Annotated in this window: 18 protein-coding genes; 10 read left to right on the forward strand and 8 right to left on the reverse strand. The window is 51.8% G+C overall.

The window, feature by feature from the left end; all coding sequences use genetic code 11:
- Positions 1-19: 19 nt before the first annotated feature.
- Positions 20-832 carry a formate/nitrite transporter family protein gene (locus tag ACFFLD_RS08190; protein ID WP_386039002.1) on the reverse strand — a complete coding sequence of 271 codons (813 nt, stop codon included), beginning with the start codon at positions 830-832 and terminating at the stop codon, positions 20-22.
- Between the two features lie 430 nt (positions 833-1,262).
- On the opposite strand from ACFFLD_RS08190, the gene ACFFLD_RS08195 reads away from it, so the two are divergent.
- From ACFFLD_RS08195 to ACFFLD_RS08215, 5 genes are all read left to right on the forward strand, one after another.
- The gene (locus tag ACFFLD_RS08195) at positions 1,263-3,191 is read left to right on the forward strand and encodes a sigma 54-interacting transcriptional regulator (RefSeq protein ID WP_386039004.1); all 1,929 of its coding nucleotides are present in this window, start codon (positions 1,263-1,265) and stop codon (positions 3,189-3,191) included.
- Between the two features lie 176 nt (positions 3,192-3,367).
- A complete protein-coding gene (locus tag ACFFLD_RS08200) occupies positions 3,368-4,915 on the forward strand; it encodes a TolC family outer membrane protein (RefSeq protein WP_386039006.1) in 1,548 nt (515 codons plus the stop codon).
- 49 nt (positions 4,916-4,964) lie between these two features.
- Positions 4,965-6,233, forward strand: coding sequence for an efflux RND transporter periplasmic adaptor subunit (locus ACFFLD_RS08205; RefSeq protein ID WP_386039008.1), 1,269 nt, complete (start codon positions 4,965-4,967; stop codon positions 6,231-6,233).
- Positions 6,233-9,421, forward strand: coding sequence for an efflux RND transporter permease subunit (locus ACFFLD_RS08210; protein WP_386039010.1), 3,189 nt, complete (start codon positions 6,233-6,235; stop codon positions 9,419-9,421). The genes ACFFLD_RS08205 and ACFFLD_RS08210 overlap by 1 nt, the downstream gene beginning before the upstream one ends.
- Positions 9,422-9,588: 167 nt before the next feature.
- On the forward strand, positions 9,589-10,275 hold the full coding sequence (locus ACFFLD_RS08215) for a hypothetical protein (RefSeq protein ID WP_386039012.1): 687 nt from the start codon (positions 9,589-9,591) through the stop codon (positions 10,273-10,275).
- Positions 10,276-10,339: 64 nt separating this feature from the next.
- Here the strand turns inward: ACFFLD_RS08215 and ACFFLD_RS08220 are convergent, their stop codons facing one another.
- Entirely contained in the window at positions 10,340-11,275 is a 936-nt protein-coding gene (locus ACFFLD_RS08220; protein WP_386039014.1) for an alpha/beta fold hydrolase, read from the reverse strand.
- A gap of 67 nt (positions 11,276-11,342) precedes the next feature.
- Entirely contained in the window at positions 11,343-11,954 is a 612-nt protein-coding gene (locus tag ACFFLD_RS08225) for a TetR family transcriptional regulator (RefSeq protein WP_386039016.1), read from the reverse strand.
- 215 nt (positions 11,955-12,169) lie between these two features.
- On the opposite strand from ACFFLD_RS08225, the gene ACFFLD_RS08230 reads away from it, so the two are divergent.
- Positions 12,170-13,201 (forward strand): succinylglutamate desuccinylase/aspartoacylase family protein, encoded by a 1,032-nt coding sequence (locus ACFFLD_RS08230; RefSeq protein WP_386039018.1) that lies wholly within the window; start codon positions 12,170-12,172, stop codon positions 13,199-13,201.
- A gap of 206 nt (positions 13,202-13,407) precedes the next feature.
- The gene (locus tag ACFFLD_RS08235) at positions 13,408-14,880 is read left to right on the forward strand and encodes a catalase (RefSeq protein WP_386039020.1); all 1,473 of its coding nucleotides are present in this window, start codon (positions 13,408-13,410) and stop codon (positions 14,878-14,880) included.
- A gap of 64 nt (positions 14,881-14,944) precedes the next feature.
- On the opposite strand, the gene dusA is transcribed toward ACFFLD_RS08235, so the two are convergent.
- Positions 14,945-15,958 (reverse strand): tRNA dihydrouridine(20/20a) synthase DusA, encoded by a 1,014-nt coding sequence (gene dusA / locus ACFFLD_RS08240; RefSeq protein ID WP_386039022.1) that lies wholly within the window; start codon positions 15,956-15,958, stop codon positions 14,945-14,947.
- A gap of 686 nt (positions 15,959-16,644) precedes the next feature.
- On the opposite strand from dusA, the gene ACFFLD_RS08245 reads away from it, so the two are divergent.
- A complete protein-coding gene (locus ACFFLD_RS08245; RefSeq protein WP_386039024.1) occupies positions 16,645-17,100 on the forward strand; it encodes a tyrosine-type recombinase/integrase in 456 nt (151 codons plus the stop codon).
- 192 nt (positions 17,101-17,292) lie between these two features.
- On the opposite strand, the gene ACFFLD_RS08250 is transcribed toward ACFFLD_RS08245, so the two are convergent.
- The gene (locus ACFFLD_RS08250; protein ID WP_386039026.1) at positions 17,293-18,123 is read right to left on the reverse strand and encodes a hypothetical protein; all 831 of its coding nucleotides are present in this window, start codon (positions 18,121-18,123) and stop codon (positions 17,293-17,295) included.
- Between the two features lie 143 nt (positions 18,124-18,266).
- Positions 18,267-18,491, reverse strand: a complete 225-nt coding sequence (locus ACFFLD_RS08255; RefSeq protein ID WP_386039028.1) for a pyocin activator PrtN family protein — start codon at positions 18,489-18,491, stop codon at positions 18,267-18,269.
- Positions 18,492-18,879: 388 nt separating this feature from the next.
- On the opposite strand from ACFFLD_RS08255, the gene ACFFLD_RS08260 reads away from it, so the two are divergent.
- Positions 18,880-19,668 carry a hypothetical protein gene (locus ACFFLD_RS08260; RefSeq protein WP_386039030.1) on the forward strand — a complete coding sequence of 263 codons (789 nt, stop codon included), beginning with the start codon at positions 18,880-18,882 and terminating at the stop codon, positions 19,666-19,668.
- Positions 19,669-19,902: 234 nt separating this feature from the next.
- Complete coding sequence (locus ACFFLD_RS08265; RefSeq protein WP_386039032.1) at positions 19,903-20,172, forward strand: hypothetical protein; 270 nt, start codon at positions 19,903-19,905, stop codon at positions 20,170-20,172.
- A gap of 202 nt (positions 20,173-20,374) precedes the next feature.
- Here the strand turns inward: ACFFLD_RS08265 and ACFFLD_RS08270 are convergent, their stop codons facing one another.
- Together ACFFLD_RS08270 and ACFFLD_RS08275 are read right to left on the reverse strand one after the other, a co-directional pair.
- Positions 20,375-20,575 carry a helix-turn-helix transcriptional regulator gene (locus tag ACFFLD_RS08270; RefSeq protein ID WP_386039034.1) on the reverse strand — a complete coding sequence of 67 codons (201 nt, stop codon included), beginning with the start codon at positions 20,573-20,575 and terminating at the stop codon, positions 20,375-20,377.
- The gene (locus ACFFLD_RS08275; RefSeq protein ID WP_386039036.1) at positions 20,572-20,949 is read right to left on the reverse strand and encodes a hypothetical protein; all 378 of its coding nucleotides are present in this window, start codon (positions 20,947-20,949) and stop codon (positions 20,572-20,574) included. Before ACFFLD_RS08275 ends, ACFFLD_RS08270 begins: the two co-directional genes overlap by 4 nt.
- Positions 20,950-21,240 lie beyond the last annotated feature (291 nt).

Consider the following 21,240-nt stretch of genomic DNA (forward strand, 5'->3'; position numbering starts at 1 on the left):
TTCGGTTGGTAGGTGGCGATCAAGATAAGACTTTCTTGGCTTGGGTACGGACGTGGGTGGTGTAAAGAACCAGCCCGACCAGCGTCAGACCACCGACCAGGTTGCCTAAGACGGTAGGGATCTCGTTCCACATAATGTACTGATATAGAGTGAAGTCGGCGCCCATCATCAAGCCAATGGGGAACAAGAACATATTGACCACGGAATGCTCAAAACCGAGGTAGAAGAAGACGATAATCGGCATCCACATGGCCATGATCTTGCCGGACACCGTGGTGGAGATAGCAGCGCCCACCACGCCCATAGAGACCATCCAGTTACAGAACATGCCGCGCAGAAAAAGCACGATCCAGCCAGCAACCCCGGCCTCCTGGTAGCCCACCGTTCGGCTTTCACCCACCGCCATCATGGTTTGGCCGACAGCGTTGATTTCCTGCGTGCCTCCCATGGTGAAATTTAAATAGCCAAAGGTGGCAATAAACAGGGCGCCCCCAAGGTTGCCCAGCCCCACCAAGGCCCAACACTTGAGCATTCTGGGCAGGGTAACGCCGGGCCTTTTATCGAGCCAGGCAATAGGCACCAGCATGAACACCCCGGTTAACAGGTCATAGCCCATCAAATAAAGCATGACAAAGCCCACGGGAAAGAGCAGTGCCCCAATCAGGAAATGGCCGGTTTGTGTGGCGATAGTGATGGCAAATATAACGGCCAACGCCAGGGTGGCGCCTGCCATAAAGGCCCGTATAAGGGTGTCTCGGGTGCCCATGTAGATTTTTGATTCACCCTGGTCCACCAGCTTGGTCACAAATTCACTAGGCAATAAGTACGACATGCTTATCTCTCCTGGGTAGTGTGGTGAGTTAACCCTGTTCTCAAGCAGGTAAGTGTTTCTCGCTCTAAATAGCGCAAGCCGCTCGGCTAATGGTTAGCTCGTTTTGAATGGGCGCTGACCTTATGGGGCAGCCAGCGACTGCATGCGTCTTCTTGGTGCAAAAAGGATGCTTAGTCGGCATGGCCTTGCCCTTGCACCGGCACTTGGCAATATGTAGTGCGATATGTGTGCCAACTTTATGTTTAGTTTTTTAACTGTCTGATTTGTAACGTTTAACGTCTTTTTTGTTAGTCCAAATATAGGGGGATATAAACAAACGAAAAATCGTAATTAACGATATTTCGTTGTTTTATTGACGAAAATTCGTAAGTGGCGTGGGAGTTGAATGGTAATTCGAACGATCACCTGCGAACCATAAGGTAGTAAGCCAATGGATGAGCGAGTCTCTGCGTCCAATATTGCATCAGCCCTGATGAGCGAGCATTCCCCTCTCGCGATGATGGTCGTTAACCCTTTTACCGACCAGTTAACGGCCGCTAATCCAGCAGCCTGTACATGGCTGGGCATTGAAGCGTCGTTGCTGTTAGCAGTTCCCTTTAGTCATCGGCTGAGTGCGTCGTTGGCGCTATGGATCAGTTTTACGGGTGAAGCGCTGGAGAATAAGGCGGCTTGGTCGGATGACCTGGTGATACTCGATATGCAGCGTCAACCTTATCGAGTAGAGGTATACGCGCAATCTATCGAAGGTACCGAGCAGCTATTATTGACGCTGATTGACCGCCACGCTGCCGAGCAGCGGCGAGCCAAGGCGGAATTGGGACGGCAGCATCGCCAGGGAGAGGTGGGCTGGCAGCGAGTGGAACAGGTGTTTGATCGTATTGAAAAACAGAACCAGCTGATTCTTGGCGCGGCGGGCGAGGGTATTTATGGCTTGGATTCAGAAGGCAAAACTACCTTTGTTAACCCTGCCGCCGAACGCATTTTAGGCTGGAGCACCGAGGATATGGTTAATCATGACGCCCATCTCATGTTTCACCATACTCACGCCGATGGCAGTCATTTTCCGGTTCAGCAGTGTTCGATTCATGCCTCGTTTAGCGACGGTCAGGTACACCGTGTCGATAATGAAGTGTTCTGGCACAAGAATGGTGAAGCGATTCCGGTCGAATACACCAGCACGCCCATTTTTGAAATGGGCCGTTTAGTCGGAGCGGTGGTGCTGTTTCGCGATATACGCGAACGCAAGCACGCCGAGCAGCAATTACGCGATGCGCTTGCCGAAGTTGAGACGCTCAAGCAGCGTCTGGAGCTTGAAAATGAATATCTGCAAGAGGAAATAAAAGCAGAGCTAAATTACCGTGACATTGTGGGCCATAGCCCGGCGGTGGCAAAACTGGTTGAGCAGATAGAAATGGTGGCCCCGACCAGTGCCAACGTGCTGATTAGCGGTGAGTCGGGGACCGGGAAAGAGCTGATCGCCAGAGCCATTCATGCAGGGGGTACGCGAAGTGATCGTCCTCTCATTCGCGTTAACTGCGCCGCTATTCCCCGCGACCTGTTTGAGAGCGAGTTTTTCGGCCATGTAAAAGGGGCGTTCACCGGCGCGGTGCAGGATCGCCCGGGGCGTTTTGAGCTGGCCCATGGGGGAACGCTTTTTCTGGATGAAGTCGGCGAAATTCCCCTGGAACTGCAGAGTAAACTGCTGCGCGTCTTACAGGATCAGCAGTTTGAACGAGTGGGTGATAGCCGGACACTCAACGTCGATGTCCGGGTGATTGCCGCTACCAACCGTGATCTGCGCGAGATGATCAAGGCTGGGCATTTTCGCGAAGATCTCTATTTTCGCCTAAATGTCTTTCCTATTGGTTCGGTGCCGTTGCGCTATCGCACTGAGGATGTGCCGCTACTGGCGCGTCACTTTTTGCAGCGTGCCTGCCTTAAATTCAATAAGCCGGGAGTACGTATTCCACCCGCCCAAGTGGAGCTGCTGCAACGCTATGCTTGGCCTGGCAATATTCGTGAGCTGGAAAACATCATCGAGCGACAGGTGATCGTGACTCAGGATAGACGCGTAACGTTCGATGATCTGCTGTTGGGGGAAACGCCGCGTTCGCTTGAACGCTTGTATCCGTTGCCCCACTCTCAGCAGCCGTCACCTGAAGCCGCGTTGTTAACCGAGCAGGCACTCAGCCAGCAGCAGCGTGAGAGTGCTGTCATTGCCTTGACTCAGGCAGGCGGTAAAGTGTCTGGGGCGGGTGGCGCTGCTGAGCTGCTGGGTATTAAGCCGACGACGCTTGCATCGAGGCTGGCGAAGTGGCGCATCGACCCGCGTGAATTTCGACAGCGAAAGATGTTTTGATCGTCACGTATTATTCTTTGGGCTAAGGTAATCTGTAAGCAACTTGACAATCGTCTGTACACACAATTTTAGTTTGTTCAAGGCTAGCATACATACATGAATGTAACTATAATGCCCTTCTTTCTGAGCAGCATAGTGCGTTCATCTTTTTGACGCTGATACCTAGAGGCAACTCCATGCGACTGGCACATTGGGCAGTCAATGCCCCTTTACGACCCTTACTGGCAGCGGTGGTCGCCGCTTCTTTTGTACTGCCTGTACAGGCTGCCGACCTGCTCACCATCACCCGTGATGCACTGGACAATAACGCTGAACTTTCCTCGGCACGCGCTGAATATTTAGCAGTAGAGGCTAACAAAGAGGTGGTCCAGGCGGGGTTGTTGCCTCAGGTCAGCGCATCGGGCAATGTGGCGCACAACCAACGCTATGAAAGCCAGGGAACCTCACGCATCGGGGCGGGTGCTGGGGCTGGTAATGTGACCGCTGGTGCTGGTGGAGACGACCGCTACAACACCGTCTCACTGTCGCTTGAAGCCACTCAGGCTCTCTACGATGCATTGACCCGACGCCAGGTCACTCAAGCTGCTCGTCAGATTGATCAGCAGGTCTATTTATTAGCGGCTACCGAGCAGCAGCTGTTAATTGATGTGGCCAGTGCCTATTTTGATATTTTGCGTGCCTACGAAGTCCTGGAAGCCCGGCTGGCTCAAGAGCGGGCGATTGGGCGTCAGCTTGAGCAAGCAGGCGAGCAGTTTGAAGTCGGCTTGATTGCGATTACCGAGGTAGAAGAAGCGCGAGCGACATTTGATCAGTCGCGGGCTGATCGCCTTGCCGCCGAAAGCAACCTGCAGGTGGCGTTTGAAGTGCTCGAACAGCTGACTGGCCGTCGTTATGAAAGCATTGAAGCGCTTGGCGATAGCATGCCGATTGATCTGCCCGAGCCCAGCAATCGCGATTACTGGATCGAGAAAGCCATAGAGCTTAATCCTCAGGTCTTGGCCCAACAGGAAGGCATTGAGGTGTCACGCAGTGCCGTGGCCATTGCTCGTGCAGGGAATTTGCCCACCCTACAGGCGTTTGGTAATTACCAATATGCTGATAGCGATGTCGATGGGGTCACCGACTACGACTCTTCAAGCCAAGTGGGCCTAAGTGCCAATCTGCCGATTTATACCGGCGGCAGGACCAGTGCCAATATTCGTCAAGGTACCTATTTGCTTGAAAGCAGCCAGTACCAGTTTGAATCCCAGCGTCGTTCGACGGTTCAACAGGTGCGCTCGCTTTACACGCAGGTCAGCAACAACGTCGAAACCGTTGAAGCCCGGCAGCAGGCGATCGTCTCCAACCGCAGCGCTCTGGAAGCCACTCGCGCCGGTTACGAGGTGGGTACGCGTAATATTGTCGATGTGCTTAACGCCGAGCAGAACCTATATAACGCCATCGCGAATTATGCCGAGGCTCGCTACGACTATGTGGTAAATCTGCTCTCACTTCACCGTCAGGCGGGGCTTCTGGACGTGGACACCATTGAAGAAGTCAATGCCTGGTTAACCGGCACTGAGGTGAATTTTACCTTGCCAGAGAGCATAAGTGCTGATCGCTATGAGCCGGTACTCAATATTGGCGCACCACCTCAGCCAGGTATGTCTCAGCCTGGTGTGTCCCAGCCTGGTGTATCTCAGCCTGGTCTAACTCAGCCCGGAATGTCCCAACCTGGTATGTAATAGCTCGCGGCCAACAGTCGACTTTTAAAAGATTCAGGGAACACAACGTATGAAGAAGATGATGCGCTCACGCCGCGCAAGCTTGGTATCGCTGATCGCGGCGCTGGCATTGGCGGCCTGCGGCCAAGAGTCGGCAGAATCACCGCAGCAGGGCGCTCAGCAAGAGCGCCCACCCCATGAAATCGCTGTCGCCGAAATGGAGCGTCAAAATATACCGCTGGATAAGTCGTACCCTTCACTGCTGCGCAGTGATGATGAAGTCACCTTGGTGGCACGCGTCAGCGGTGCACTGGAAGCGCGTCATTTCGAGCCAGGTCAGATGGTGGAAAAGGGCGACCGCCTTTATACCATTGAGCCTGACCTTTACCAGGCAACCGTTAATCAACGTGAAGCTGATCTGCAAAGCGCCCGTGCTCAGCTTTCCCGCGCCCAGCGCGATGCTCAGCGTTTTGAGCAGCTGCTCAGCCAAAACTCGGTCAGTCGTCAACAGTATGACCAGGCCTTGGCTGACCAGCGAGTCGCTCAAGCGAACGTTGCTCAGGCAGAAGCAGCGCTGACCAGCGCTAACCTGGATTTAGGCTACTCCCAAGTGACTGCGCCGGTGTCGGGCATGATCAGCTTGAGCGAAATCAACGTTGGTAATTTTGTTACATCCGGTACGGAGCTGGCGACGATCACGCCGCTTGATCCTTTAGAAGTGCGTTTTCAACTACCCCAGCGGGATGCCTTTGAGCTGCGCCGCCAACTGAGCCAAGGCATTGAGGCATCGGATATCCGTGCCTTTCTAAGTGTTCCAGGCATCAGCGGTGGTAGTGATTCTGAGCTGGAAGGGCACTTGGATTATCTGGGGTCAAGCATTGACCGGGGCACCAGTACTGTTCAGGCCGCCGCGACATTTGAAAACCCGGAGGCGACGGTGCTGCCCGGTCAGTTCGTACGTGTGCGCATTGAAGGCTTGAAGCGCTTTGACGTGATGGCAGTGCCTGAAATTGCCGTGACGCAAGGTCTCATGGGACCGCAAGTGTATGTACTGGATGACGAGAATAAAGCGCGCGAGCGTACGGTCTCGTTGGGCGAATTAGCGGGCCCATGGTTGATCATCCGAGAAGGCCTGGAGCCAGGTGATCGGGTAGTGGTCGGCGATCCTGCTGGGTTAGAAGCGGGTAGGTCGATTGACCCTCAGCCGTTTAGCGGTAATGCCGAGGCGATAATGAACAGGATTGAGCAAGAAAAGGCCGAAGAGCAGGCTGAGCAGGCGCAATCGCTGGAAGGGGCGGCCGAAGGCCCGTCCGCTGAAGGGGAAGAGGGTGCGCAATAATGAATTTCTCTAACTTCTTCATCAGCCGTCCGATCTTTGCCACGGTATTGGCAATTATCGTGACGCTGGTGGGCGTAATGTCGATGCGGATACTGCCTATCGAACAGTATCCCAGCGTCGTGCCTCCAACGGTGTCTGTACAGGCGCAGTTCCCCGGTGCGGATGCTGAAACCGTGGCGCAAACGGTGGCGGCCCCTATCGCTGAAGCCATTAACGGCGTTGAGGACATGCTCTACATGACCTCAAACAGCGCTGATAACGGCAGCATGAGTTTGAGCGTGGCGTTCAATATCGGCACCGATGGCGATATCAATACCATTAACGTTAACAACCGTGTTCAGGGGGCGCTGTCTCAGCTACCGGAAGCGGTGCAGTCGCAGGGCGTTACCGTTGAGCTGCGCTCTGACTCTATCTTGATGTTTATTGCGTTGACCTCGCCCAATGGCGACTACAACAATATCTACATGCAGAACTACGCCACGCTTAATATTCTGGATGAGCTGCGCCAGGTGCCTGGGGTGGGTAATGCAGAAGTACTGGGCGGTGGCGAGTTCGCCATGCGCATCTGGATGGATCCGGACAAGTTAGCCGAATACGATCTAACGCCGAGTGAAGTAGCCAGCGCGATTAGAACGCAAAATACCGAAGTGCCGGCGGGTAGTTTGGCATCGACGCCGCAGAGTGATCCGCGTGCGTATACGTATACCATTACCGCAGGTGGTCGTCTGAACAATGTCGACGACTTCCGCAATATTTATCTGCGTACCAATAGTGATGGTTCATCGTTACGTTTGGAAGATGTGGCGCGTATTGAACTGGGTGCATCCTTTTACGGGGTTAACGCGCGTCTAAACGGCTCGACCATGACGCCCATTATTATCAATCAGCAGCCCGGCGCCAACGCGTTGCAAACGGCTGATGGCGTGCGGGAAACGATGGAAGAGCTCTCCAGCCGTTTCCCTCCGGGGCTAGAGTATGTTGCGCCTTATGACACCACTCTCTTCATCGATGCCTCAGTAGAAACGGTTCTTCATACGTTCATTGAAGCCTTTCTGATCGTAATCGTCATTCTGTTTATCTTTCTTCAGAACTGGCGGTTCACCGTCATTGCCATGTCCGTCGTGCCTGTCGCGGTGGTGGGTACCTTTGCGGGGTTCTATGCGCTTGGCTTTTCAATCAACCTCTTGACGCTATTTGCGCTGGTGTTATCGATCGGGATCGTGGTGGATGATGCGATTCTGGTGGTAGAAAACGTTGAGCGCGTGCTGAGTGAAGAAGAGGATATCAGCGTTCGGGATGCGACCATTCGGGCAATGAAAGAGGTCGGAGGGCCAGTCATCGCGACGTCGCTTATCATGGCGGCCGTGTTTATCCCTGTGGCCTTCCTGGGTGGTTTTACCGGGCAAATTTATCAGCAGTTTGCGATCACCGTCGCGATCTCGGTGGCGATCTCGGCGCTGATGGCCTTGACCTTTACACCTGCGCTGTCCGCGATCTTTATCAAGCACAAGGTGGCAGGCGCTGGTCAGTCCAAGGTTAGTCGCGCTCTGAACACCCCGCTGCGTCTATTCGACCGATTCTTTGCCGGTATTACCGCTGCTTACATGTGGCTGGTAAAAGGTCTGGTGCGTTTTTGGCTGCTGGCCCTGGCGTTGACGATCGCGACAGGTGCTGGCTCCTACTGGCTGTATTCCACCACGCCTTCAACGCTGGTGCCGGAAACCGACCAGGGTATCGTGCTGGTGAGCGTTTCGCTGCCGGATGCCGCCTCGCTTGCGCGTACCCAGGACTATATGAACGAGCTCAGCTCAGCCATTGAAGATATTCCGGGGGTTGAGTACTCCTCGGCGGTGGCGGGGTATGACATTCTGTCGAGTGCCGTGAATACCGCTCGGGGGATCATATTCGTCAACATGCTTCCCTGGGCTGAACGTGAGCTGACCGCTGATGAGTTAGTGGGACGTATCATGGGGCTGGGGGCCAGTATCGATGGTGGCTCCGCGATGGCCTTTAACGTGCCGCCTATCATGGGGCTTTCAACCACCGGGGGCTTTACCGGTTACCTGCAGTCGTTTGATGGCGCCTCGACCCGCGAGCTCTATGAAGCCTCGCTGCAAATCATGCAGAAGGCCAATCAGCACCCTGCGTTGAACCGTGTGTTCACCACCTTCAACGTCAATGTCCCCTCCTACCGGGCCAACATCGACCAGCAGAAGGCGCTCAGCTACGGGGTGGAGCTGGATAATATCAATTCAGCCCTGGGTAATACCTTTGGTAATGGTTTTGTGAACTACTTCAGTTATCAAAACCGAAACTTCCAGGTGTACCTGCAAAACGAGGATGAATTCCGTAAAACACCGGAAGATCTAAGCAGTGTTTATGTCCGCGGGGGAAATGGTAATCGGATACCGCTGTCGGAATTTGTCGAGCTTGAGCGTCAAACGGGAGCATCGGTCGTATCGCGCTTCGGTGTTTACGCAGGCGCCCAGTTCCAGGGTAATCCTGCTGAAGGCTATAGCTCAGCGCAGGCGATTGAAGCGATGGAAGAGGTGGTTCAGGAGACCTTGGGCTCCAACTGGGGCATGGGGTGGACCGGTACCGCGTATCAAGAGGCCAACATGGGTAGTGCCGCGACACTGGCTATCGTGTTCGGGTTGTTGATGGTCTTCTTGATTCTGGCCGCTCAATATGAAAGCTGGTCGTTACCGCTGGCGGTTCTCACCGCAACGCCTTTTGCATTTTTGGGGGGTATTGGCGGGATCGTGCTGCGCGGGCTCGACACCAGTGTCTATGTTCAAATCGGTATGCTGGTGGTGGTCGGGCTGGCAGCGAAAAACGCTATCCTGATTGTCGAATTCGCTGAACTGCAGCGTAAAGAGCAAGGTAAGACGATTCGTGAAGCGGCTATTACCGCCGCAGAATTGCGCTTTCGTCCGATTGTCATGACTTCTCTGGCGTTTATCTTCGGTACCCTGCCGCTTGCCTTGGCGACCGGCGCCAGCGATGTGAGCAGTCATCACATCGGTACCACGGTAGCGATGGGCATGTTCTCGGTAGCTACGCTGGGTAGTCTGTTTATTCCTAGCTTCTACGCCATGATCGCCACGGCGTCTGACTGGCTGGGACGTAAAATGAAGGGCAAGCAACATGACGATTCCCAGCCTGCGCTGGAGCATGACAAGTCCTAGTCGTTAGCGAATAATCGTCAGTGAAAACAGACGGGTGCCACCTTTGGGTGGCGCCCGTTTTTTTATCCCTATGATCTTGATCAAGGGAAAAGTGGCGTAGAAACGCTACCCTTAGCTACGCTTAGTCAATAAGACATCGCCGACTAAGTATCGGGGGAGGAAACGCCATGAATGATTTAATGCATGCCGCTACACAATTTCCGGGTATTGTTTTTACGCTACTGCTGGGGCTATTGGCGCTTTACTGGCTATTGGTCGCTATTCGCCTAATGCCGTTAGAACTGTTTGAGCGAGACAGCTTAAAAGAGGACCATCTTGCCAGTGCCTTGGTCTCATTAGGGTTCGCGGGCGTGCCTGCGACGCTGGCATTAACGGTTATTGTGGCGATTGCGGCGACGCTCACGTTAGCCATTGAATTGCTGGTGCTACGTTGGTTGCCGCTTGGCTTGATTCGTATTCCGGTAGGCGTGCTGGTGCTATGGGCGACGCTCGCGATTGCGTCTCCCGTAGCGGCGGTCATTTGCAAACGATTGCATCGGGGCTTACATCGCTACCGTCCGTTTACCCGCCGCTGCCTACTGGGCCAAACAGTGGTGGTGACAAATTGCCAGGGTAACGGAGAGCAGGCGTTCGCAGAAATTGAGAATGAACCCAATAGCACCGTGAAACTGTTAAGCAAACAAGAGGCGTTGCCGATACAAAACGAACGCCGTGTATTGGTGAAGTATTTAGCCAACGAGGGGGCCTATCGCAGCGTCTCCGAGAAGACGTATCTGGAAACGCGTGTGCACCTTAATAAACTAAGGCTAAGCCAAAAGGGCGACCATAGCGCGTCTTATTCCAGCGCTCATTGATATTCTAATCCCACTTGCTCTACTCACGATTGCGGCCCGTTCGGGCCGCAACCGTCCCGCCTTTTTATTGCCACCATCGACGCCATCGCCGTATCAATTGTTTGATAAAAGAGGGTTTTCCAGTGCTGCGCTGTGTCTGGGTGCCTGGGGCTTCCTTCATGACTGAAGGCAGGTTTAAAAATTGCTGGATAGGGACTACTTGCTCCGGCTTATCCAGCATGGGGGCATGACCGCAGTGTGGCACGGTGAGAGTAAAAAGAGTTGGCTGGGCGTCTGCCATGCGGGGCAGGGTCGCTGCATCTAGTAGCGTCGAATCCTCGCCGCGAATGACCATCACCGGGCAGCGGATGCTCGCCCAGTCGGCCCATGTATCCCTGGGGGTATCATGAATAAACTGCTCCCCAATGCGGGGATCAAAATGGTAGGTCCAGCGACCGTCTGGAAGCCTGCGTGCACTGTTAAGCGCTAACGCTCGCCAAGCGGCGTCGGAGGTAATGCCAAAACTCTTGTAGTGCGTGGTGAGTTCTTGCTGAAGTTCACTGAAAGTAGCGAAATGGTGGGTAACGCCAAAGTAACTTGCGAGCTCGATCAGCCCCTGTTTGTTTAGTTCAGGACCGACATCATTTAAGACTAGCCGAGAAATACGCCTGCTGTGCTGCGGGTCTGCAGCGATTAACATGCCTAGCAGCCCTCCCATTGAGGTACCTAACCAGTCCACGCGTTCGAGTGTAAAGTGATCCAGCAGCGCGATGGCAATCGTCAGGTAATGGCTGTAGAGATAGTCATGGGCAGGATATAACGACCAACTGGATAGCCCGCGACCGGGGGTGTCCGGGGCCAAAATCCGCCATTCGCTGCCTAGCTCCCGCGCCAATGCGCTAAAGTCGCCGCCGTGACGAGCAAGACCATGCCAAGCTATCAGCGTGCGAGGGGCAGTTGGGTTCCAGATGCGTACAGCAATCTCTAGTTCACGTACGCGAATAAACTCTAGGGCATCCATAAAGGCTCACACGGTTAAACGATAGAGCCAGTATAGACTAGATTTATTGCACTGCAGCAAATGCGGGCTAACGGTGCATCATCAAGATCATGTGGTTGATCATTTCACCTCCACGCTCGCGTATTGAATACGCTTCTGGATTGCGCAGCCAGTCGTGGAAGAGTCCGCCCAGCATCGATTGCATCAATCGTGTCGCGACGATAGGGCTGATATCTGCGCGCAGTAACTGCTGCTGTTCAGCCAGTTGAAACACGGCGAGCATTTCTTCAAAACACTCGGTGCCAATCTTGTCCTGCATTTCAAGCGGATTGATGTCGCTAAAGAACTCACAGCGGTGTAATAAGATCGAGAGAACGCGTTGATACGAGGGTTGTTCTAAGCGTATCAAGCCAGCATGGCAGGCGAGTCGTATAGACTCTAGCGGTGATAGCTGTTTGTCGGCCTTATCGACCTCGTCCATTAATGATTGAAACGGCATTCGCACCCGTTCAACCAGCGCCATGAACAGGTCGCCTTTATTTTTGAAATGCCAATAAACGGCACCACGGGTAAGACCAGCATGGCGAGCAATTTGCTCAAGCGACGTACGTGCCACGCCTTTGGCAAAAAACACCTCTTCTGCGGCTTCAAGCAGTGCTTCCCTAGTAGCAGCAGCTTCAGCTTTGGTCTTTCTAGCCATGGAGACAGAACCTCGTTATCGACACAATATACGTACATTTTAACCTAAGCTTGACCACATTTACATTCAAAACTGTATGGTTAAATGACGCGCTCAATAGCGTGGGTTAAGGAATTCGTCATTTAGTGATAGAAAGCGTATAAACGGGTTAAAGATAAGTTTGCCCACGCACTAACGTGGTGAGCATAAAGAATGAAAAAAATAGGATAGAAAGTATGGCACGAGCTCCATTTCAACTGAGTGGGCATACGGTGATGCCCGGTCAGCGTTTACAAATTGATGTGCCGGTCGCACGTTTATATACCCATACGCCGCTCCATATTCCTGTCGAAGTCGTCCATGGCCGAAAGGACGGGCCGGTATTATTGGTGTGTGGTGGCATTCACGGCGATGAAATCAACGGTGTGGAGATTGTTCGCCGTTTGCTGCGCGCGAAAGCGATTAACAGCATCCGGGGTACATTGATCGCTGTGCCGGTGGTGAACGTGTTTGGTTTTTTACAGCAAACCCGTTATTTGCCCGATCGGCGCGATCTTAATCGCTGCTTTCCAGGCAATGAGTCAGGCTCATTAGGAGGGCGAGTTGCGGCGCTGCTGCGTGAGCAAATTGTCGATTACGCGACACATATTATTGACCTGCACACCGGCGCTATTCACCGCACCAACCTGCCGCAGATTCGTGCCCAATTACGCCCCGGCAGTGAAACTGAGCGCATGGCGGATGCCTTTGGTGCCCCCGTGGTGCTTAATGCAGAACTGCGGGAAGGCAGCTTACGCCACTATGCTCAGAGCCGTGGTATTCCGGTACTCACCTATGAAGCAGGCGAAGCCTTGCGCTTTGACGAGTGGGCAATTGCCCCTGGAGTACGGGGTATACTGCGGGTAATGCGGCGCTTAAATATGTTGTCTGGCGAGCAGCGACGCCGTACACCCGCGCCTGCCGAATTGGCCAATGGTTCAAGTTGGGCACGTGCGCCTATCGACGGCATCTTGCGTCCCAAGGTTCGCCTGGGGGCACGCGTTGCAAAAGGCGAAGTATTGGGCAAGGTGGCCGACCCCTTTGGCAATGATGAAGGCGAAGTGCGCTCTGTGGCAGACGGAATTGTGATTGGCATGAGCCGCTTGCCGCTAGCCAACGAAGGCGAAGCGCTGTTTCACATTGCCCGTTTTGACGAAATCGAGGAGGCTGAAACCGCGGTTGAAAGTTTTAACTCAAGTTTGGTGCCGCCTCCTGACTCTTTCTATTAATCAATGCTCATAACGACAAGCTATCAGCTTGATAGACAATTGATAGTCTTAATAAATGGAAAATTAAGGGCTATTTGGCTATACCTATGGGTGGGCTTTGTTAGCAGCTAACTAAATGAAAAAAAATAAAAAGATAGCAAGCTTTCATCGTGCTCAAACGAGTGGCGTTAAAAATGCCATGTCTACCGTGACACGGAGGAAAAACGATGACGAGCGATACCCCCAAGCATACGACAACGGATGCAGGCATACCGGTCAATAGTGATGAGCATTCACTTTCGGTAGGCCCAGACGGGCCGATCGTGCTGCACGATCATTACTTGATGGAGCAGATGGCGGCTTTTAACCGGGAAATGATTCCGGATCGTCAGCCCCACGCAAAAGGGAGCGGCGCCTTTGGTCACTTCCAAGTAACTCACGACGTCAGCCAGTACACCAAGGCAGATTTTCTCCAGCCGGGTAAGAAAACCGAGATGTTGGCTCGTTTCTCGACGGTGGCCGGTGAATCGGGTAGCCCGGACACCTGGCGCGATCCCCGTGGCTTCTCGCTGAAGTTCTACACCGAAGAAGGCAACTTCGACATGGTGGGTAATAATACCCCTGTGTTCTTCGTTCGCGATCCGCTCAAGTTCCAGCACTTTATCCACTCACAAAAGCGTCGAGCGGATAATGGGTTGCGTGATCACGATATGCAATGGGACTTCTGGACGCTTTCTCCGCAATCTGCCCACCAGGTCACCTGGTTAATGGGCGATCGTGGTATCCCCGCCAGCTGGCGCCATATGAACGGCTATTCAAGCCATACGTACATGTGGGTTAACGCTGAAGGCGAGCGCTTTTGGGTGAAATACCACTTCAAGACGGACCAGGGCATCAAGTGCATGACCCAGGAACAGGCCGATAAGATGGCGGGGGCGGATGCCGACTACCATCGCCGTGACCTGTTCGATGCCATTAAACGCGGCGATCATCCCACCTGGACACTGAAAGTTCAGATCATGCCGTTTGAAGACGCCAAGACCTACCACATCAACCCCTTCGATTTGACCAAGGTGTGGCCGCACGATGACTACCCGCTGCATGAAGTAGGTAAAATGACGCTGGATCGCAACCCTGTCGATTTCCACAGCCAAATCGAACAGGCCGCGTTTCAGCCCAGCAACTCAGTACCGGGTACCGGCTTCTCGCCGGATAAAATGCTGTTGGCGCGGGTAATCTCCTACGCCGATGCGCACCGCGCGCGTTTAGGGGTGAACTACCAACATATCCCCGTTAACGCGCCCAAGACCCCGGTTAACAGCTACAGCCAAGGCGGTCGGATGCGTATTAACCACTCCACCGACCCGGTGTATGCGCCTAACAGCAAAGGTGGCGCGCACGCCAACCCGGAAAGGGCCCCAGAGGATGCGGTATGGGAGACTGACGGTGAGCTGGTTCGCGCCGCCTACACCTTGCGCCCAGGCGATGGCGACTTTAACCAGGCCAATGACCTGGTCAATAAGGTAATGGATGATGCCGCACGAGATCGCTTGGTCAACAACATTGTGGGCCACGTGTCCGACGGTGTTGAAGAGCCGGTGCTTTCGCGGGTATTTGAGTATTGGAAAAACGTCGACCAGACCATCGGCGAACGTGTCGAGCAGGGCGTAATGGCGAACCGCCGGGAAAACGCTCAGTAAGCTTGCGCTGTTAAGAAAACGAACCCGCTACACTGCGTGTAGCGGGTTTTTTTATGCGACGCACTTATACAACGCACTCGGGTTCGTTCACCAAGCTAAGCGCGTCATCAAATAGGCGCAATCCTGCGCCTTCTTTATGGGCGTGTTCTGATAAATGGCGGCGAAAGCGCCTGCCGCCTGAGCAACCTTGGAACAGACCTAGCAAATGACGGGTAATGTGATTCAGTTTCGCCCCTTCATCCAAACGCTGCTGAATATAGGGCCGAAACGCGGTCGCGGCGTCCATACGACTGACAGCCGGTCCTTGCTCTCCAAACAGCTGAGCATCGACACCGGCCAGCAGCCACGGGTTTTGATACGCTTCACGCCCCACCATCACGCTATCCACATGGGTCAGCTGTTCCTGGCACTCTGCGAGCGTTTTAATCCCGCCGTTAATGCCGATATGCAGTTCAGGACGACTCTGCTTCAAGCGATGAACACGAGGGTAATTAAGTGGCGGCACATCGCGATTCTGTTTAGGAGACAAGCCTTGTAGCCACGCTTTGCGCGCGTGAACCGTAAACACCTCGCAGCCAGCATCGGCCACTATGGCGATAAAGCGTTCAAGATCGGCGTCCTCGTCCTGATCATCAATACCGATACGGCACTTCACCGTCACCGGAATAGACACCGCTGCCTGCATGGCGCGCACGGCCTCGGCGACTTTTTCGGGATAGCCCATCAAGCACGCGCCAATCAAATTGTTCTGTACCCGATCGCTGGGGCAGCCCACGTTCAGGTTCACCTCATCATAACCCCACGCCTCGGCAATCGCGGCGCACTCGGCAAGCTCACCGGCATCGCTACCGCCTAACTGCAGCGCCAGTGGATGCTCCACCTCGTTATAGCCTAAAAAGCGCTCACGGGGCGTTCCGTGCAAAATAGCACCGGTGGTGACCATCTCGGTGTACAGCAGTGCCCGCTTGGTTAAGGTACGCGCAAACGCTCTGTAATCGCGGGTCGTCCAGTCCATCATGGGCGCAACGGAGAAAAGCCGACCCCGATCTGCACTATTTTCTTTAATTAAATTAGTCATTTAATAACACTGTTGGCTGCAATGAATGCAGCCAAATTGCCTCTTAATACCGTAATTAACGCACTTGATATACCCACAGTGTACCAAGCAGCGAGATTGGCTGATCGCTCAAAAAACTGGGTACACCGTGGAGGAATTCTCAAAAGTGACGTATGAATGCGCGCCATTGTACGTAAGAAAGCTCATCCCTCACAGAGTAAAACATTCACCAAGAAAGTGCGGGCGCAAAAGTGGGCGCGACAGGTTGAGGATCTTATCGAAGCGGGGGCGAGGGGGCGATACCCACCTTAGAATACTTATTTGGCTGGCACCTAGCCCATTTAGATAAAACTTCTGACCGGGGCCGTAAAAACCTCACCGCCACCAATAATATGAAAAAGGGCTTGGGCAAAGAGACACTTATCACTGAGCTTAATTATCTAAAGCTGCAGGTTTATTGCGAAACCCGTATTAGAGTTGATGGCGTCAAGCCATCCACCACTTTACTCGATGTGCTTTTTCTTTCCGGCTCGATCACTACGGCCATGGTTGAAGGCCGCTTGCATGCTGACTATAAAGCGAAGGTTAGCAGCTGGCTCTCTGGCCTAAAACACAGGGGCTTAATTGGTAGGCCGGAAGATCGTGAGCGCAGGCCAACCGACGCAGAGATCGAGTTGCTACTTACGCACACATAGCATAACCGTGCTTTGAGAACTATCCGATATAACGACGTCATACGGTTTGCCATTGAATCGTGTATGCGGCTTGATGAGATTTGTAACCTTCGCTGGTCGGACTATGACGCGAAAAACGGCACCTTCATTGTCAGGCTACGAAAGCACCCCACGCAAAAAACAGATCAAGTAGTGCTGTTAATGGGTAATTGCCAAGCCATTATCGCCGCTCAGCCACGCACTAATGAAAAGATATTCCCTTTCCACAACGAATCTGTATCCAACGGCTTTAGGCGGATTTGTGACCACCTGGGTATCGTGAATTTGCTTTTTCACGACTTTCGGCATGGGGGTATTAGCAGGCTTTTCGAGCGGGGGTATCAAATTCAGGAAGTGGCGATGGTATCAGGCCATCGAGATTGGAAGAGCTTGAAGCGTTACGTCAACCTCAAGCCTGGTGACCTTGCGAAGCGGGATAGGGCGCGTTAGGCCACGCGCTCACTTAGGGGATCAAGAGCCTTTACTTCCACGACTTGAGACATGAAGGCATTAGCAGGTTGTTCAAGCAGGGGGGCAAATTCAGGAAATGCCAATCGTATTTGGCCTCCGAGACTGAAAGAGGTATGCGAACCTCAATCCCGTTGACTTTGTTAAACGGGAAAGACTTGAGTCAATAAGTTTTTATTTTAAAGGCATTGTGTATTCTTTTTTTAATGCGCTCTTAAGTTTGTTTTTTCTATTTTTAGCTTTTTCTTCATTGTTTTCAAATAATGCTATCAATGCTTTCTCAATATTATCTAATATTTCTTGGTTTATGCCTACTATTTCGACTAGTTTGTGCTCTTCTTCGCTATCGTGAAGGTCTATATCAATTAGATCTAAAACCATTGCTAACTCAAGTGAGCTAAATAAAGTTGTCCTCGTCACACTGATTTTTTCATTTAGATTAGAGCCCTCTATAATTATCCCCCACCTTTCTTCATATGCAATCTTTAACATCATTAGCCCTATAAGCGTATAAGAGCCACCCTGGTGAATCATCTTGCGCGACAATAATCCAGTAATATTAGTTTCTTCATCTGATATTTGTGAATCTTCGGGGAGTGTTCTAGATAGCTGGTTTATCAAGCTTGGTATACCGACTAGGGTTTCGATAGAAGAGTCTACTTTATATTTTATCTCTGTTAAGTCATCTGGAATATTGTCTATTTTTTCTGCTAACTCGTAATTCGATTTTTTTATCTCATCAGAAACAGATTGAATTGATGATGAAGATCTTTCAATTTTATCTAGGGTATTGTTCAAAGACCCGCTGGTATGAAATGAATAAACTATCGCTAATCCTGCTAGTATTAGGGAGGAAAGAGCAAGAGCCATGTTGAGCATTTCTGGTAGTCCGCTTACTTGCGACCAGTTTATAGCAAGTAGCAAAACTACTACGCCTGCAAGAATACCCATGATGTATCTGTGATGGAGGGGGGGTTTTGCTTTATTCCCTTTTTTGTCGCTCATTTTTCTTCCCGCTTTTAGTTGAATGTAAAATGAAGTGTAAATCTATTGTTAAAGCCCCTTGTTGATAGGAACTTTATATTTATACCCTAAGATATATATGCATGCAGCCTCAGTTGGTAGCGTTTTGCAATATTTGCACTTGATCATCCCCCTGCCGCCAGATCGCGCTGACCATCAATATACTTGGCAGCATCGGCAATATGCACCATTGGCTGGCTGGCGGCACGCGTTAGCGGTACCGGAAACGTGCCTTGGGCTATCCGGTTACGGGCGGTTTGCAGTGACACGCCCATGATGTCAGCACAAAAGGTTTCCAGCGGTATCAGCGGTTTTTCATAGCACGCCAGCAGCATGAACTCGGTTTTCATTATTGGTTAACTCCCTTCTGACGCGCCTGCCAGCGGTTAAAGCGGTTGCTGATCATGCGAAACGTTTCGCACGCGGCTGGGTTGCTATCCAGCTCGGCGCGGTTGTTGATTTTGCAGGCAGCACACACCTAGTGGCGTGCGTTTTCGATGCCGTAGTGCATTTGACTTTCGTTCAACTGATGCTTATACCCTGGGCGGAGATCTAGATAAAGACGAAGCGCTTTATCTTGGCAATGCATTGCGGCTTAGTGCCTTTGTATATGTCGGCGCGCCATCCATTCCCCCGCATGCGCGCTAAATGCAATGGTTTTATACAGTCATGCTGCTGAAGATGGGGTGACGTCGCTGGAGCTAATGCCCCGCCACAGGTGATTGGACGGGCGATCTTATGAAACCATTTCATCTTGTGGATTCATGCAATAATCACTGCTTACAATCTAATATTTTTCATAAACTAGCTGAAATCATTATGTCTTTTTCTCACGAAGAAAATCTCGAAAAAATAGAGTCACTGGGTGATCATGAGTTACATGCGCTTATGCGTGCTTGGATAGAGGCTCAGCATGAATATTCAGCACTGCATTCTAGTTTTGAAATGGTTGAGAACGGCTGGTGGCATAATGAACGTGCATCAATCAGCTTATTGGCGGGCGCTGCATGGAAGTCTGGATGGGTAGCTTTAGAAGAATTTGGTACAACCAAGCGTGGCCATACAGTCGAGTCCGAAGAACGCGGCGATCGAATAGGTCGATGTGATCTTTATCTGTGTAATAGAAAAGTATCTCTTGCGATAGAGGCCAAGCAGGCATGGCAAGGACTGGGGAATCACCGCAATGACAGGAAGAGCTTTCAAGATCAATTGACTGCGGCCTGGGACGATGCTGGCTACCTTCATTCCTACGAAGCTGATCGACGATTTGCAGTCACTTTCATCGTACCTCATTTTCCTTGTTCACAAGTTTGGAATAACGAACTAGACACAGTCGATGGTCTGGAAGTTAGAACAAGGATTGAAGATTGGCTTGAAGAGGTGGAAGCGTTCCAAAGGCAGCGGGGTAAGTCTGTTCAGTATGCCTACTACTTTCCAGCAGATGGCTTTAAGAACCTTAATGTTTATACCGGAAGGGTTTTTCCCGGTGTAGTAATTGTAATGGAAGAGCGTCTACGTGGTGTTTAAGCGTATACAATTTTACCAATGGCACCTTAGCTTTTGGCGTTTCCCGCCGATGAGGTCGACCAGCATCACGCCCGCTTCCTTGTAGCCGCGCTTGAAGTAAGCATAAATTAAATTCTTTGCTACGCTGGTGGGTGTCGCTTAAAAGTATGCGGGTCTGACAACGATTCGCCAGAAGGATGCGGCAACGGCCTCTAAGGTTTCAGAGGCAATTTCATTGGATGAACGAGGTGCTAAATGGCTAATTTTACTCAAACGAACATGAGCCTGGATCATTACGATTGGGACGCAGCACCTAGCGATGATCCACGCGTGACCGGTGAGCCGGACAGCACTCTTTTTAATCGCCAGCAAGGCTATGAAGTGCTTTATATGCTGAACATGGTGCTGTCCGCTTCAGCCCCTATTACGGCGCTTCACAAGGGCGAAGAGCTCATCCGCGACGAGCTGCCAAGTGATACACGCAAGCAGCTGGATGTGAAGAAGTGGCTTGATCAACATCTATAAGCGACTGCTCGCAAGCAGCGCTTAACACGAGTGCTTGAGAGATAAAAATGCCCCGGCCATGAAATATGGTCGGGGCATTTTGTTTGGGCCATGAGGCACACAGGTTTTGCTCCGGTGAGGTACCCGCTGTTAGGTATCGCCACCATCACCTGAAAATGCCAAAACCGCCATATGCGTGATGCTAATAAGTAGTTTAAATGGCTTAAACTTTCGGTTCTTCTTCAAAAATACTTTCTATGCTGGACTCAAGCACTCGCGCGATCACAAAAGCAAGAGGTAGGCTGGGGTCGTATTTGTTATTTTCTATAGAGTTAACGGTTTGGCGAGATACTCCCAGTCGGCTTGCTAACTCGGCTTGAGACCAGCCCCGTGCTATGCGCAATATCTTTACTTTATTTTTCATCGATAACGCAGACTGCCTATGATGGTTCCAATGACCCAGAAGGTAGCCATCAATGGCCAGACAACAAACATGGTCATTTTTGGAAAACCTACATTCTCAAGAAATCCATAGCTGAAGGTAAGCAATGCTACCGCAGCAAATGCGATCACCATCGCTTCAAAATGTATTTTTCGCTGAAGTTCATCCATTCTCCTGACGCCTCGAACAATAACCCAGCAGACACCTAATGCTGGCACCATAGGCATGAGAGAAACAAAAATAGGCCATGCCACTTGGTTGTTAAGTAGCGTTAAGGAATATAGTAAAACAAGAAGATAGGCCATTAAGCTCGCGCTTAATTCTAGCAAATATCGATAGCGCATCGTTTTTATCATCTATTAAGCCGTGTAAAGGAAGCTTTACATTAGACGGTTAAAAAAATATGTCAAGCACCCTTTACATTTGAAGATGGCTAATTTGATATTTTTGGGCTGGGCATCATGATCAAGCCCTTACCGCCCACGAAGTGGGGGTCGCCAAGGACATAGCTCGAAAGAGAAGCAGCCAAAAGCCTTGCTCTTGAGTGCTTCGGTGTATCTCAAGTGCTGGATGCTGAGTTAAGCAACCTCACCTGAATTCTTCAACGTCATTGGCGGCCGCTAATTCCAAAGGGCTTAAAGTGCGTT

The organism is Vreelandella sulfidaeris (genome assembly GCF_042429665.1).
In the GTDB taxonomy this organism is placed as follows: domain Bacteria; phylum Pseudomonadota; class Gammaproteobacteria; order Pseudomonadales; family Halomonadaceae; genus Vreelandella.

Coding starts and splice junctions, on each gene's coding strand:
- ACFFLD_RS08190 (WP_386039002.1), bottom strand. CDS start 832: ATGTCGTACTTATTGCCTAGTGAATTTGTGACCAAGCTGGTGGACCAG.
- ACFFLD_RS08195 (WP_386039004.1), top strand. CDS start 1,263: ATGGATGAGCGAGTCTCTGCGTCCAATATTGCATCAGCCCTGATGAGC.
- ACFFLD_RS08200 (WP_386039006.1), top strand. CDS start 3,368: ATGCGACTGGCACATTGGGCAGTCAATGCCCCTTTACGACCCTTACTG.
- ACFFLD_RS08205 (WP_386039008.1), top strand. CDS start 4,965: ATGAAGAAGATGATGCGCTCACGCCGCGCAAGCTTGGTATCGCTGATC.
- ACFFLD_RS08210 (WP_386039010.1), top strand. CDS start 6,233: ATGAATTTCTCTAACTTCTTCATCAGCCGTCCGATCTTTGCCACGGTA.
- ACFFLD_RS08215 (WP_386039012.1), top strand. CDS start 9,589: ATGAATGATTTAATGCATGCCGCTACACAATTTCCGGGTATTGTTTTT.
- ACFFLD_RS08220 (WP_386039014.1), bottom strand. CDS start 11,275: ATGGATGCCCTAGAGTTTATTCGCGTACGTGAACTAGAGATTGCTGTA.
- ACFFLD_RS08225 (WP_386039016.1), bottom strand. CDS start 11,954: ATGGCTAGAAAGACCAAAGCTGAAGCTGCTGCTACTAGGGAAGCACTG.
- ACFFLD_RS08230 (WP_386039018.1), top strand. CDS start 12,170: ATGGCACGAGCTCCATTTCAACTGAGTGGGCATACGGTGATGCCCGGT.
- ACFFLD_RS08235 (WP_386039020.1), top strand. CDS start 13,408: ATGACGAGCGATACCCCCAAGCATACGACAACGGATGCAGGCATACCG.
- dusA (WP_386039022.1), bottom strand. CDS start 15,958: ATGACTAATTTAATTAAAGAAAATAGTGCAGATCGGGGTCGGCTTTTC.
- ACFFLD_RS08250 (WP_386039026.1), bottom strand. CDS start 18,123: ATGAGCGACAAAAAAGGGAATAAAGCAAAACCCCCCCTCCATCACAGA.
- ACFFLD_RS08255 (WP_386039028.1), bottom strand. CDS start 18,491: ATGAAAACCGAGTTCATGCTGCTGGCGTGCTATGAAAAACCGCTGATA.
- ACFFLD_RS08260 (WP_386039030.1), top strand. CDS start 18,880: ATGAAACCATTTCATCTTGTGGATTCATGCAATAATCACTGCTTACAA.
- ACFFLD_RS08265 (WP_386039032.1), top strand. CDS start 19,903: ATGGCTAATTTTACTCAAACGAACATGAGCCTGGATCATTACGATTGG.
- ACFFLD_RS08270 (WP_386039034.1), bottom strand. CDS start 20,575: ATGAAAAATAAAGTAAAGATATTGCGCATAGCACGGGGCTGGTCTCAA.
- ACFFLD_RS08275 (WP_386039036.1), bottom strand. CDS start 20,949: ATGATAAAAACGATGCGCTATCGATATTTGCTAGAATTAAGCGCGAGC.